Origin of the sequence: Empedobacter falsenii (assembly GCF_013488205.1) — a bacterium.
GTDB lineage: Bacteria > Bacteroidota > Bacteroidia > Flavobacteriales > Weeksellaceae > Empedobacter > Empedobacter falsenii_C.
Genome location: NZ_CP040908.1, coordinates 178,859 through 191,497 on the forward strand (window position 1 = coordinate 178,859; position 12,639 = coordinate 191,497).

Here is a 12,639-nt window from a genome sequence, read left to right on the forward strand (position 1 = left end):
TTTATATTGTATTAAAATGATGATTAATTTTCAGTTCTAACCCAAGTTCCAGGAGACTTTTTATTTACATCATTCATATATTTTTGCGCGTCTTCTATGTTATTGAAGCTGCTATATGTAACATAATAATAGCGACCTTTTACATAAGAAACTCCTGCATCTTTGTAACCTTGTTTTTTCAATTCTCCAACCAAACGATCAGCATCTTCTTGACGTTTTAGCGAAGCCGCAATTACTTGATATTTTTTATTGTTAGATTTTGAAGTTGTTTTAGTTGCAACTTCTTTTTTGTCCTCAACTTTCTTTTCAGCTGTTTTAGGAGCTTCAACTTTCGTTAATTTTTTTGTTTCTGTTTTTACAACTTCTTTTGTCGAAGGTTTTTCCTTTACAATTGCCGTAATCTCCTTTTCAGTTTCATTCAGTTTCGTTTCCTTTACAACTGTAATTTCAACTTTTTTAGGCGTTTCAATTGTATCTGTTTTCGTTACGGTTTCGGCAATTTGATATTCAACCAAAGAAGGTTCAGCAATCGTTTGTGGCATATTATACACATCGTATTGCACTGTAGGTTTTTCAGTTTTGGTTGCATCATCTTTACCAATCATTGGCAAAACCAAACCGCTCCATTGCTCCGTTACGAATTCTTGCACGGGTTGCGGCGTATTAAAATATAGGAAGCCACCAACAATAATGGGAATTAATGAGGCTGCGGCTAAAAATTTTGACATGTGTTTGTTAGAGGTTTTAGTTTTAGACGAATCTAAAATGTAATTGGCTTGTAAATTTGAAAGACCATAAGCGGCGATGAAATAATTTTGAGCATTTTCTGGTTTGAAGTCAATTTTTCCAGCGTCATTAAATTGTAATGATCCGATATATTGTAAGGTTAAAACTTTTCCATTTTTCAAATGTTCTTGCCAAAAATAAACTTGTTCATTCAAAAATGTTTGCGCATTTTCAAAAGACATTGGCTCATCTTCTACAATTTTATTCACCAAAACACCATCACTTTTTGTTAAAGTTGTATTGAAAGAAAGCTCTTTTCTTGGCGGAATAAATGTGTTTGTTTGCTCGTCAAACGCCACATTAGCAGTGTTTGAGATAAACGCACCAAAGTTTGGAACGATTACACAATCGTGCTGAAATAATAATTGACTAATATGCTCTTCTAACCTCATACTACGAAATTAACATTTTTTTTAGATTTAGCAAAAAAATAAATACTTAAAATTATTCTTAGTTGGTTTAATATTAATAATTTAACAAAATGCAAACCGATTTACCATATATTTTAGCACTTTCTTTTCAGAAAGGAATTGGCGATATAACAGCTCGAAAAATTATTCAATTTTTTGGTTCGGCAGAGGCTGCTTGGAATTGTAAACCAAAAGATTTGATGCAAATTTCGGGAATTGGACAGCAAATAAGCAAAGATTTTGGAAATAAAAAATGGTTAGATTTAGCTTTTAACGAAATAGAATATTGTAAAAATAATCAAATCAATATTTTAACTTTTTATGATGAAGCTTATCCACAATTGTTAAAAGAATGTATTGATGCACCTTTGGTGATTTTTTGTAAAGGAAATTTAGAATTTAATCAATTCAATAACAAAAAGATTTCGATTGTTGGCACACGAAAAATGACCAATTATGGACGAAATTTTATTACTGAATTAATCGAAGGTTTAGCAGATTTTGATGTTACGATTGTAAGCGGATTAGCGTATGGTTGCGATATCGAAGCGCATACAAATGCGCTCAAAGATAATGTGGCGACGTGGTCGGTAATGGGAACAAATTTTGAACGAATTTATCCTGCTGCTCACAAAAAAGTTGCAGTTGAGATGTTACAAAAAGGTGGTTGGATTACAGAACAACCAAGTTTTAAAGCTGTCGTTCCAGAAGCTTTTTTGCAACGAAATCGGATTATTGCAGGCTTATCGGATATTACAATTGTGGTAGAATCTGCTTTTAAAGGAGGAAGTTTGGTGACCGCAAAGTTTGCAAATGAATATAATCGTGAAGTGTTTGCTTTGCCAGGAAAATCAACCGATGCGTTGAGTATTGGGTGTAATTATTTGATAAAATCTCATCAAGCTTATTTGGTCGAAAATTCGAAAGATATTATTGACTATTTTAATTTCAATTCGAAGAAGAAACCAAAGCAAATAGATTTGTTTATTGAGTTTTCTGATGATGAAAATTTAATTGTAAATTATCTCAAAACCAACGGAAAACAACATATTGATAAAATGTCTTTTGACTTAAATTTGAAATCCTACGAATTGATGCCAACCTTATTAGATTTGGAATTAAAGCAAATAATTTCGACGCTTCCAGGCAAATTTTATGATTTATTGTAACAAGTAATACAATTTTTAGCAAGTTATTTTGTTATAAATTACAGTATTTTTGTGCATTATGAAGACAAAATTGTTCATTTTCATCACCATGATTTTCACAAGTTTAAACGCTCAAAATGATAAAGTGCGTTGGGCTGATCTTTTTTCTTACAATAATGTGAAATTGTTGGAAGAAGTAAATGGTGTGATTTATTGTGGAACTGAAAACGGAATTTTCTTGTTCAATCCTCAAAATCCAACAAGTGATTGGATTAAGCTAAATAAAACCAATTTCTTGAACAATGTTGGGGTTTCTGCAATGGCTTATGACAAAGATTCTGATTCGTTTTTAGTTGGTTATGAAAATGGAGGTTTAGATTTGCTGAAATCTGGAGAATCGACAATGGTTTTGGATATCAAATGGAATGGTTTTTCGGGAGATAAAAAAGTCAATCATATTTTTATAAACGATGGAATTGCGTTTATTTCTGGAGCTTTTGGAATTGTTTCTTATGATCTAAAAGAGGAAGAATTTAAAGAAACAACGCGCACAAATACAGCTGTAGTAAATGATGCAGCAATTTTGAATAATAAACTATATATCGCAACTTCAAACGGAATTTATTCAAGTGAATTAACTTCAAAGAAATTAAATAATCCAAATATTAATTCGTGGATACAGCCAACATTTAATCAAAATGTTACCAATATAGAATTGTTTGAAAATCAGATTTATTATTCGATAAACAATGAATTGAAAACTTTAAATGGCTCTTCAGTGGGTTCTTATAATACAATTCTTAATTTAAAATCATCTAATGGACAATTAATTGTTACTCAAAACAATCAAGTTTCTATTTTGAATGGACTAGATTATCCTATAATTGATGAAGATGGAAATGAAATAAATTTCAATTCTGGAATTTTTATTAACAATATTTATTTTGGAGGATCTGTAAATCATGGAATTATTAATTTATCTAATCATAAAGAATATTATCCTGATGGACCTTTTACCAATAAAGCTTGGTCTGTAACGACAAAAAATGGAAAAGTTTGGATTGCACCTGGAGGAACAGAAAGTTATTCAAACGTATTAGAAAATAATGATGGATTTTTTTATTATGACACTAAAAAATGGAATAACTTTCGTTCAAAAGATATTTTTGATATTCGAGATGTTTTAAGAATCGCTCCTCATCCAGATAAAGATAAAAATACATTTATAGTTTCATCATTTAATAAATATGGACGTGATAAAAATGGAAGAACTGATTTATTAGAATTTGATGTAGATTTAATACCTAAGAAAATTATTAACGATCAGTTTCCAAGTTCTAGAATTTCGGGCTTGGCTTATGATAAGTTAGGAAATTTACATATTGGAGCTTCATATCCTGATGGTAAATCGCCTGATTATCAGTCTGTATATTATGTAGAGAGAAATGCAAATGGTACTTGGAAAAGTTATGATGTTGATAAAACGTCTCCAATAGTAGCACTTTCTCCTGATTTTTCTGATGTTTATACCTATTATGCAAGTGGTAGACAAGGAGGTGGGGTTACAGTTTTAGACAAAAAATATGAAATTGTAACAACAATGACAACTTCAAATAAGCTACCAATTAATAATGTTCTGACTGTTGCAAATGACAAATCAAATAATTTATGGATTGGGACAGAACAAGGTTTAGTCGTTTTGTACGGAGCTGATAATGCTGTAAGTTCTAATAATATTGTCGCAGAACCAATTGTGATTATTCAAGATGGAATTCCGGAAGCTCTGTTAACAGATGTTGGGATTTATGCGATAAAAGTGGATAATGCAAACAATAAATGGATTGCTACAAATGGAGCGGGCGTTTATTATGTTTCGGATAGTGGAGAGTCGACGAAATTGCATTTTACTTCTAAGAACTCACCTTTACCTTCGGATATTGTGTACGATGTTTCCATAGACGAATCGACAGGAAAAGTATTTTTTGCAACAGAAAAAGGTGTGGTTTCGTATAATGGAGATGTGTCGACAGAAGCGAATAATTTTAACAATGCAATTGCGTATCCAAATCCTTATCGACCAGAATATAAAGGGAATGTTACGATAAAAAATCTTCCAAATCGTGCGTTGGTTAAGATTACAGATATTGTTGGAAATTTACTTTTTGAGAAAAAAGCCGAAGGAGGAATTGTAGAATGGAATACAAATAATGTAAAAGGAAAGCCCGTAGCTTCTGGGATTTACTTAGTTTTGATGACAAATGCAGATGGTACAGAAACCAAAACATTGAAAATTGCAGTTGTCCGTTAATGAAAATTTTAGAAACCAAAGCCATTGTACTTTCGAGCTTAAAATATGGTGACACGAGTTTAATTATACGTTGTTATACACAAGATTTTGGCTTAAAATCATTTATAGCAAAAGGAGTTTTCTCCAAAAAAAAGCGAAATACTTCGTTGTATTTTCCGCTAGCAGAAATAGATTTGAGCTTACAACCGAAATCAAATGAACAACAATTGGTTTTCTTAAAATCAGCACAAACATCACATTATTATGAATCGTTGCATTTTCATCCTATCAAATCTGCGATTGTTTTTTTCTTGGCTGAGATTCTGAACTTAGTTTTAAAAGAAGAATCAGATAATCCTGAATTATATTTTTACATCGAACATTCGCTAAAAGAATTTGATCAAAAGAAAGACGATTTTGCAGATTTTCATTTGATTTTTTTGATTCAATTATCTCATTTTCTTGGTTTTTATCCAAACTTAGAAATTGACGGAAATCTATTCGATTTAGAAAATGGTTTTTTTACCAATTCAAATTCATCCATCAATATGTTGAAAGCAGATGAAACTGTTTTGTTCAAAAAATTGTTAGAATTACATTTTTCCGAAGATTCAAAAAATACATTCAATCAATCACAACGTTCTCTCTTACTCGAAATTCTAGTGAAGTATTATCAAATTCACACCAATAATTTCAAAAAGCCTAAATCATTACAAGTTTTACACGAATTGTTTAGTTAGAATATTAAGAAAATTTTTTTACTTTTTATCTATTAATCTTTTCGGTATTTTTTTATACAAAACGCTTATGTCAAAAGGTTTAAATTCATATAAATTATTAATAGATTTACCTGATTGTGATTTTTTTGAATAATAACTTTTACTATTAAAAAAATGAATAGATTTAGAATTAATAATTTTTCCTTTTTCTTCAGCTAAAAAAAGTCTTCCATGTATATTATAAAACCACTGTATAGTAATCGTATCATTTTTTATTTCATATTTACCCCAATTCCATAAAAAGATATTAGCATTACTTTGCTTGTCAGTATCAATTTTCATATTGCTAAATTTTACTAATTGCTCTTCTTTTATTCTAATATCGCACTCCAAATCAATCGGACTTCCACAGTCATTTATTCCGTAACCGGTATTTGGTATATGAGCAATTCCATTATTAAGTAAGACTAACATTGTTATTCCACCATCTTTTTCATATTGTCTGTAATAATATCCATTTGTTTCAATATTATTTGTGATTTTAGGGTAATCACCTTTTATTAGATATTTTTTATTATATAAGGGAGTACATGAATTAATGATTAACATTCCGATGAAAAGAAATAGGATTTTTTTTAACATAAACTAAATTTAATATTGTAAATTAAAACTAATATAATTTACAAAAATCTCCCGAAATAAATTCTAACAAATCTTTAAAACAAAGAATAAATAAAACTCCATATATTTGCTATAGTTAAAAGCATTCACAATGAAATTCAATACAAAAGCGATACATGGAGGTCAACAACATGACCCTTCAACAGGAGCCGTAATGACTCCAATTTACCAAACATCAACATTCGCGCAAAGATCACCTGGAGATTACAAAGGATACGAATATTCTCGTGGCGCAAACCCAACAAGAACTGCTTTAGAAAATGCATTAGCATCTATCGAAGGAGGAGTTGCAGGTTTAGCATTTGGTTCTGGTTTAGCTGCAATCGATGGTGTATTAAAATTGTTCAAACCAGGTGATGAAATCATCGCGATGGACGATTTATATGGAGGTTCTTACCGTTTGTTTACACGTGTTTATGAAAAATTTGGTTTGAAATTCCATTTCGTAGATATGACAAATGTTGAGGCTGTTGTCGCTTTAATCAATGAAAACACAAAAATGGTTTGGGTTGAAACGCCTACAAATCCATTGATGAAAGTGGTTGACATCAAAGCTGTAAATGATGCTGTAAAAACAAAAAAAGCAGACATTTTAGTCGCTGTTGATAATACATTTGCTTCACCATATTTACAACGTCCAATTGAGTTGGGAGCAGATATTGTGATGCATTCGGCAACGAAATATTTAGGAGGTCACTCAGATTTAGTTGCGGGAGCAATTGTGGTTAATTCGGAACAATTAGCAACTGATGTTCACTTCAATTTATTTGCAACTGGAGGAATTTTAGGACCACAAGATTCTTACTTAGTTTTACGTGGAATCAAAACATTGGCTGTTCGTATGGATCGTCACTGTTCTAATGGAATGAAGATCGCTCAGTTTTTAGAAGCTCATCCAAAAGTTGCGCACACTTATTATCCAGGTTTGGAAAATCATCCACAACACGAAATTGCGAAAAAACAAATGAAAGATTTCGGAGGAATGGTAACGTTTACGTTAACTTCTGGGAAAAAAGAAGATGCTTTCAAAATTTTAGAAAACTTAAAAGTTTTCACTTTGGCTGAATCTTTAGGTGGTGTTGAATCGTTAGCAAATCATCCAGCTACGATGACACACGCATCTATTCCTGCAGAAAAACGAGCTGAAATAGGTATTACAGATGATTTAATTCGTTTGTCTGTTGGTATCGAAGATATAGATGACTTATTAGAAGATTTAGAACAAGTTTTAAACTTGATTTAATCGGAAAATTATAAGAATAAAAATAGCCTGAATCATTGGATTTGGGCTTTTTTTATGGATTGATTTTTCGTCTTAGTTCTCGATACGATTCTTAAAAGAATCGCTCGAACTGACGAAAAAAAAGAATTATGATTCGTCACTTCGAGTATTTGAAATATTCGTTAGAATTTTTCAAATGTGTCGAGAGGTTAGACGAGTATATTCTTCGAAAGGCTCAAAATGATAATCGAAAAAATGTCATTCCGACGAATGGAGGAATCTAAAAGTCATCCTAAATTAGTTTCAGAATCTCATCAGAAAAGTTTAGTATGACAAAAAACAATATATTTATCTCATGAAATTTCTAATTCTCTTTTTACTTTCTACGTTAAGCTTTGCTCAAAAGTTGGATACGATTAATCTCAATCAAGTTGAGGTAATGAATTATTCCAATTACAAACAATTTCGTCCAAAGTTCAAGAAAGTTGAAAGATTAACGGATAACACAAGTTTTGGACTCAAAATATTTTCGAATTTATTGCTTCCAAACGAAAAAGAGATTGAAATTGTTGCCATTGAAATTTTGTTCGAATCAAAAGTGAAGAAGAAAAATTATTGCAATGAATATTATTATTTCAAACCAATGATTCTAAAATCGATTGATGATAAACAAAGTTTAATTGACGAAAAATGGTTTGAAGTGGATAAAGATTATCAAGGAAAATATATTTTTCCGATTCATTTAAAACTTAAACCTTCTGAAGCTAAAAATTATTTTATTGGTTTAGAAACTTCTTACGAAAATCCTTTTTGTCCCGAAGGAAATGGCTATTTTGATTTGATAAATACGTCGAAAAAATCTAATGTATTTGTTCATTACAATGATAATCCAACTTCAGGCTTTCGTAAACAAGAATTATTTGGTAATTATGCTTTAAACTACAAAATCTACTACAAATAGATTTATTTCCACAATAATTTCAATTCCACTTTATATTTCCCAGCGTATGGTTTTGAGTTTGTTGGTTTTTCCGAAATCGAGAATTGATACACGCCACGCGCAGGTAATTCGAAGATGGTTTCTTTGCCAAATGGTCCACCTTTTATAGAATCCACAGGTCCTTTGATGTGATTAATTCTGATATTTGCTGTAGAATCTTGCGCAGAAATTTTGATCCAAACTTTTTTAGCAGAATCTGCATTAAAGGTAAATGTATTTGTTTGTCCTGCTATTTTAGTTGGTTCTGCTTTAGCTTTTGCATAACTTACTTCCAGATTTTCGGTTGTGTTATTAGCACTTAACGGAATAATTTTATCTGCGTTAGATACAACTTTTTGTTGAGGTTTTGTCACAACTTTCTTCTGAGGAGAAGCCGTTTTTACCACTTCTTCTTTCATTACATCTTCTGTTGTTGGCTTATCTTTTTTTACCAAATCTTTGTACGCAGAATCAACTCCAATCTTGCTTGGATAAATGGTTGGCGTAGATTTATCTTCGCAACTATAAAGAGTAATCAATGTAATAAAAGCGATAAAAGTCCATTTCATAACAGAAAAATTCTGCTGTAAAAGTAACTATTTTAACTGCAATTTCAAGGTATATTTTCCTTCAAATGGATCACCTTGCATCAAACTTTCTCCAATTCGGATTTGATATAAGCCTTTTTCGGTTAAATCATAATTGATTTCTCGTCCAAAAGGACCATCTTTCTCGTTATTTGGAGAGATAAGTTGATTAATTCTGATGTTTCCGAGTTTATTTTTAGGAATAATTTGAATAAAAACAGAGGAAGAAGAATCATTCCTAAAACTAAAAGTTTGTTGTTCTTTCGCTTCTTTTTCAATCTCAAATTCGCCTTTTCCATGAATTAATTTCAATTCAGAATTATTCATAGTCTTTGGAGAAGCAAAAGCAATTTCTTGAAAAGAAGAATCTTTTTTGATTACTTTTTGTACAGAATCTCCCATCGTAAGAGGCTCATTTTTTGTCATACAATAAATGATAATAGCTCCAATAGCTATTGATAGTATTATTATGGGACTATATTTTTTCATTATTGTAAATTTGTGCATTAGTTAATTACAAATTCTGAACCAAACTATATGTTGTATTACGAAAATATTGGAAACGGTAAACCCTTGGTGTTTTTACACGGTTTCTTAGAGAGTCATTTAATTTGGAATAATTTACGAAAAAATCTTGAGAAAGAAGCGCAAATTATTACAATTGATTTGCCTGGTCATGGAAATTCTGAAAATTCGCAAAAGGTAAATACGATGGAAGAAATGGCAGAAAAAGTGATTGAGGTTTTGGATGAATTAAATCTAGAAAAAGCAACTTTTATTGGGCATTCGATGGGTGGTTATGTGGCGTGCGCGTTGGCTGAACTTTTTCCAGAGCGTGTAGAAAATATTGTTTTGATTAACTCTTCGACTTTGCCAGATGATGAAGCGAAGAAAAATCAACGTTTGAAAGCGTGTGAAACAGCTCGTAAAAATTTCAATGCGTTGGTGAGTTTTAGTATGCCAACTTTATTTGCGGCTCATCATCGTGATCAATTCAAAGAAGAATTGAAATTTGTAAAAGAAATTGCTTTAAAAACGCCAATCGAAGGCGTTTGTGCAGCTTTGAAAGGAATGCGAGAACGTCCCGATCGTTCGTCGATTTTGTATGATTTCAAAGGTGGAATTTATATCATTGTTGGACTGAATGATGAAACAGTTAATCCTGAATTATTTTTAACCTTAATTCCAAATTTGCCTAACATTCATTTGTATAAATTTGATGGAGGACACATGGCTTTTATAGAAAATTATGACGAAGTTTTTTCGATTTTGAAATCAATTTAACGTTTGCGTTGGAAAAATTCTTTCATCAATTGACCGCATTCATCTTTCATAATTCCCGAAACAATTTCAGTTTTTGGATGTAATTCGCCAATTTTTGCCTTAAAACCGCGTTTTTCATCCGAAGCACCATAAACCACTTTCGAGATTTGGCTCCAATACAACGCGCCGCCGCACATGACGCAAGGTTCTAAGGTTACATACAATGTGCAATCTTGTAAATATTTTCCACCCAAATAATTCGCAGCAGATGTAATGGCTTGCATTTCAGCATGAGCGGTCACATCAGTCAATGTTTCGGTTAAATTATGTGCTTTCGCGATAATTTTGTTGTTACAAACAATCACAGCTCCAACTGGAATTTCGTCTCGCTCGAAAGCTGTAACCGCTTCGTTAAAGGCCATTCGCATAAAATATTCGTCTGTAAAAAGATTTTCCATTTCTATAAAATTTAAGGCAAAAATAATCATTTCCAAATTGGATATTCGATACATTTGTACAAATTGACGCCTCTTTATGAATCAATCAAAATATATCATTGCAGCCATTATAACCTACTTTATGTGGGGATTTTTCAGTTTCGGATTAAAACCAATCGCAGGTTATCCACCTTTGGATATTCTATTTTTTAGACTGTACGTTTCCGTTTTCTTTTTAGTGATAATTAATGTTGGATTTCGACGCAATAAGATGAAAGCTGATTATGATTTGTTCAAATCATTTGATAAAAAGAAACAGAAAAAATTAGGAAGTTTAATTGTTGGTGGATCGTTGATTTTGATGAAGAATTGGTTGATGTTTATTATTGTGATGAATCATATTAGTGTGCAAGCTGCGTCGCTGTCGTACTTGGTTTGTCCAATTATTACTACCGTTTTGGCTTTCATTATTCTGAAAGAACATTTAACCAAAATAAAATGGATTGCAGTTGGTATTAGTCTTTTAGCATGTTTGGTTCTTTCTATAGGTCATCTTGTAGACTTGGTTTATAGTTTGATTGTCGCATGTACATTTGCGCTGTATATCATCATTCAGAGAAGTTTGAATGTTTTTGATAGTTTCAATTTGTTGATGACACAATTACTAATCGTAGCTATTTTGATGTTACCATTGGTTTTCATGTTCTCAGGACCAATTCCAACCGAAACAATTTTTTATCAATGTATCATGATGATTGTGGTTTTGTTCACTATTATTCCAATGTTCTTAAACAATTTTGCTTTAAAAGGAATTGATTCTTCAACCGTTGGAATTTTAATTTATTTGAATCCAATTATGAATTTTGTTTTGGCAATTTTCTATTACAAAGAAGCTGTTTCACCAATGCAAATGATCGGTTATAGTTTGATTTTGCTCGCGATTGTAGTATTTAATTCACAAACAATTTTCAAAATAAAACACATAAAAAAATCTGAAGTCTAAACTTCAGATTTTTTTATGTTGATTTTTCAGGAAATATTATTTGATGTAAACAGAATTTGGTGAAACTCCAGTTGTAATTGCTGGATTTTTAAGACCTCCTTGTGCATTCTGAATTAATAATCGTCCATTAGAATTGTAATCTTTTGCGTCTAAAACATAAAAAGTATCACCTTTTACATAGAAACCATATACACTATCAGCACCTGTTATGTAATCTGCTTTTGTAGGCAAAGCTGTTGCATTTGTAGCCATAGAATAAACAGAATTATTAACGATGTAATACAATTTACTATTCTCCGCAACTAAGAAATTAGGATGTTGTCCATCAGGAAAATTCATTTCTAATTTATCTTCTGAAGTTAAATTATAACGAACCAATTTTCCTTTTGTAGTAGTTCCCCAATTAACACCTTGAGAAAGCACAAATAAATTTCCGTTTTGAATTGTTAAATCTGTCGGAACATCACCAACATTTATACTTTTTTTATCATTTGTTTTAAGGTCAATAATTGTAACTGTTTTACCTGTTCCCCAGCCACCTTTTTGTGCAACATAAAGTTTGTTATTGTCAAGAATCATTTTTTCTGGACCTTCATCTACTTTATATTTTTCTACAAATGTTAAATCGCTGATTTTGTATTTTGCAATAAAATCGTCTGTCGTAACATTAGGATCTCCCCAGTTTGAGATATACAAAAATTGATCATCAGAAACGATATAACGAGGGTTGCTCATATTATCTGATGATGGAATTGTACTAATTTTTTTGAAAGTTGTGTTGTCAACAACTTCTACTTTATTAGAAACATTAAGAACAATATAAGCCTTATTTCCTTTGAAATACATGCTTTGTCCTACAGAACCCAATTGCGCACCAGCGTTCGCAGTCTTGAAAATTTCTTGAATAGGATTTGTTGTACTTACATCTTTTGTTGGATCAAAATAAGTGATTTCTGCGTTAGCTGAATTGAAACCTCCTTCATTCAAAATAAAAACTCCTTTCGAATAGTTTCCATTTTCTGGATCATTGTTTGGTCCATCATCGTCATTTGAACAAGATTGTAAAAAGACTCCAGCCAAAGCTATAAGTGCGATTGATTTAAATTTAGTCATAGTT

The 12,639-nt window shown here is 31.3% G+C and carries 14 protein-coding genes; 8 read left to right on the forward strand and 6 right to left on the reverse strand.

All coding sequences use genetic code 11. The features are described from left to right. Positions 1-23: 23 nt before the first annotated feature. A complete protein-coding gene (locus tag FH779_RS00870; protein WP_180905723.1) occupies positions 24-1,178 on the reverse strand; it encodes an HU domain-containing protein in 1,155 nt (384 codons plus the stop codon). Positions 1,179-1,267: 89 nt separating this feature from the next. On the opposite strand from FH779_RS00870, the gene dprA reads away from it, so the two are divergent. The 3 genes from dprA to recO all read left to right on the forward strand — a co-directional run bounded on the left by dprA (position 1,268) and on the right by recO (position 5,371). Further along, a complete protein-coding gene (gene dprA, locus FH779_RS00875; RefSeq protein ID WP_180905724.1) occupies positions 1,268-2,365 on the forward strand; it encodes a DNA-processing protein DprA in 1,098 nt (365 codons plus the stop codon). Between the two features lie 88 nt (positions 2,366-2,453). Further along, on the forward strand, positions 2,454-4,652 hold the full coding sequence (gene porZ / locus FH779_RS00880) for a type IX secretion system anionic LPS delivery protein PorZ (protein ID WP_180905725.1): 2,199 nt from the start codon (positions 2,454-2,456) through the stop codon (positions 4,650-4,652). Further along, positions 4,652-5,371 carry a DNA repair protein RecO gene (recO, locus tag FH779_RS00885; RefSeq protein WP_180905726.1) on the forward strand — a complete coding sequence of 240 codons (720 nt, stop codon included), beginning with the start codon at positions 4,652-4,654 and terminating at the stop codon, positions 5,369-5,371. The genes porZ and recO overlap by 1 nt, the downstream gene beginning before the upstream one ends. Positions 5,372-5,389: 18 nt before the next feature. On the opposite strand, the gene FH779_RS00890 is transcribed toward recO, so the two are convergent. Continuing rightward, entirely contained in the window at positions 5,390-5,992 is a 603-nt protein-coding gene (locus FH779_RS00890) for a hypothetical protein (RefSeq protein ID WP_180905727.1), read from the reverse strand. 130 nt (positions 5,993-6,122) lie between these two features. On the opposite strand from FH779_RS00890, the gene FH779_RS00895 reads away from it, so the two are divergent. The 3 genes from FH779_RS00895 to FH779_RS00900 all read left to right on the forward strand — a co-directional run bounded on the left by FH779_RS00895 (position 6,123) and on the right by FH779_RS00900 (position 8,214). Next, complete coding sequence (locus FH779_RS00895) at positions 6,123-7,274, forward strand: cystathionine gamma-synthase (protein WP_180905728.1); 1,152 nt, start codon at positions 6,123-6,125, stop codon at positions 7,272-7,274. A 128-nt stretch (positions 7,275-7,402) separates the two neighbouring features. Continuing rightward, positions 7,403-7,537, forward strand: a complete 135-nt coding sequence (locus FH779_RS17635) for a hypothetical protein (RefSeq protein ID WP_260442837.1) — start codon at positions 7,403-7,405, stop codon at positions 7,535-7,537. A 71-nt stretch (positions 7,538-7,608) separates the two neighbouring features. Further along, on the forward strand, positions 7,609-8,214 hold the full coding sequence (locus FH779_RS00900; protein WP_180905729.1) for a hypothetical protein: 606 nt from the start codon (positions 7,609-7,611) through the stop codon (positions 8,212-8,214). Between the two features lie 2 nt (positions 8,215-8,216). Here the strand turns inward: FH779_RS00900 and FH779_RS00905 are convergent, their stop codons facing one another. Both FH779_RS00905 and FH779_RS00910 read right to left on the reverse strand, forming a co-directional pair. After that, positions 8,217-8,801, reverse strand: a complete 585-nt coding sequence (locus tag FH779_RS00905; protein WP_180905730.1) for a hypothetical protein — start codon at positions 8,799-8,801, stop codon at positions 8,217-8,219. Between the two features lie 27 nt (positions 8,802-8,828). Next, positions 8,829-9,308: a hypothetical protein gene (locus tag FH779_RS00910; protein WP_180905731.1), complete on the reverse strand. Its 480-nt coding sequence runs from the start codon at positions 9,306-9,308 to the stop codon at positions 8,829-8,831. 48 nt (positions 9,309-9,356) lie between these two features. Between FH779_RS00910 and FH779_RS00915 the strand changes: the two genes are divergently transcribed. Then, a complete protein-coding gene (locus FH779_RS00915; protein ID WP_180905732.1) occupies positions 9,357-10,103 on the forward strand; it encodes an alpha/beta fold hydrolase in 747 nt (248 codons plus the stop codon). Here FH779_RS00915 and FH779_RS00920 read toward each other — a convergent pair. Then, on the reverse strand, positions 10,100-10,540 hold the full coding sequence (locus FH779_RS00920; RefSeq protein ID WP_180905733.1) for a nucleoside deaminase: 441 nt from the start codon (positions 10,538-10,540) through the stop codon (positions 10,100-10,102). The genes FH779_RS00915 and FH779_RS00920 overlap by 4 nt on opposite strands. Positions 10,541-10,616: 76 nt before the next feature. On the opposite strand from FH779_RS00920, the gene FH779_RS00925 reads away from it, so the two are divergent. Next, positions 10,617-11,522, forward strand: a complete 906-nt coding sequence (locus tag FH779_RS00925) for an EamA family transporter (protein WP_180905734.1) — start codon at positions 10,617-10,619, stop codon at positions 11,520-11,522. Between the two features lie 36 nt (positions 11,523-11,558). On the opposite strand, the gene FH779_RS00930 is transcribed toward FH779_RS00925, so the two are convergent. Then, entirely contained in the window at positions 11,559-12,635 is a 1,077-nt protein-coding gene (locus tag FH779_RS00930; RefSeq protein ID WP_180905735.1) for a DUF5074 domain-containing protein, read from the reverse strand. Positions 12,636-12,639: the final 4 nt, after the last annotated feature.

Bases quoted from the DNA above. Each gene is read 5' to 3' on its own strand.
- FH779_RS17635 (WP_260442837.1), top strand. From the start codon at position 7,403: ATGATTCGTCACTTCGAGTATTTGAAATATTCGTTAGAATTTTTCAAA.
- FH779_RS00905 (WP_180905730.1), bottom strand. From the start codon at position 8,801: ATGAAATGGACTTTTATCGCTTTTATTACATTGATTACTCTTTATAGT.
- FH779_RS00910 (WP_180905731.1), bottom strand. From the start codon at position 9,308: ATGAAAAAATATAGTCCCATAATAATACTATCAATAGCTATTGGAGCT.
- FH779_RS00925 (WP_180905734.1), top strand. From the start codon at position 10,617: ATGAATCAATCAAAATATATCATTGCAGCCATTATAACCTACTTTATG.
- FH779_RS00930 (WP_180905735.1), bottom strand. From the start codon at position 12,635: ATGACTAAATTTAAATCAATCGCACTTATAGCTTTGGCTGGAGTCTTT.
- FH779_RS00895 (WP_180905728.1), top strand. From the start codon at position 6,123: ATGAAATTCAATACAAAAGCGATACATGGAGGTCAACAACATGACCCT.
- FH779_RS00920 (WP_180905733.1), bottom strand. From the start codon at position 10,540: ATGGAAAATCTTTTTACAGACGAATATTTTATGCGAATGGCCTTTAAC.
- porZ (WP_180905725.1), top strand. From the start codon at position 2,454: ATGATTTTCACAAGTTTAAACGCTCAAAATGATAAAGTGCGTTGGGCT.
- dprA (WP_180905724.1), top strand. From the start codon at position 1,268: ATGCAAACCGATTTACCATATATTTTAGCACTTTCTTTTCAGAAAGGA.
- FH779_RS00870 (WP_180905723.1), bottom strand. From the start codon at position 1,178: ATGAGGTTAGAAGAGCATATTAGTCAATTATTATTTCAGCACGATTGT.
- FH779_RS00890 (WP_180905727.1), bottom strand. From the start codon at position 5,992: ATGTTAAAAAAAATCCTATTTCTTTTCATCGGAATGTTAATCATTAAT.
- recO (WP_180905726.1), top strand. From the start codon at position 4,652: ATGAAAATTTTAGAAACCAAAGCCATTGTACTTTCGAGCTTAAAATAT.
- FH779_RS00900 (WP_180905729.1), top strand. From the start codon at position 7,609: ATGAAATTTCTAATTCTCTTTTTACTTTCTACGTTAAGCTTTGCTCAA.
- FH779_RS00915 (WP_180905732.1), top strand. From the start codon at position 9,357: ATGTTGTATTACGAAAATATTGGAAACGGTAAACCCTTGGTGTTTTTA.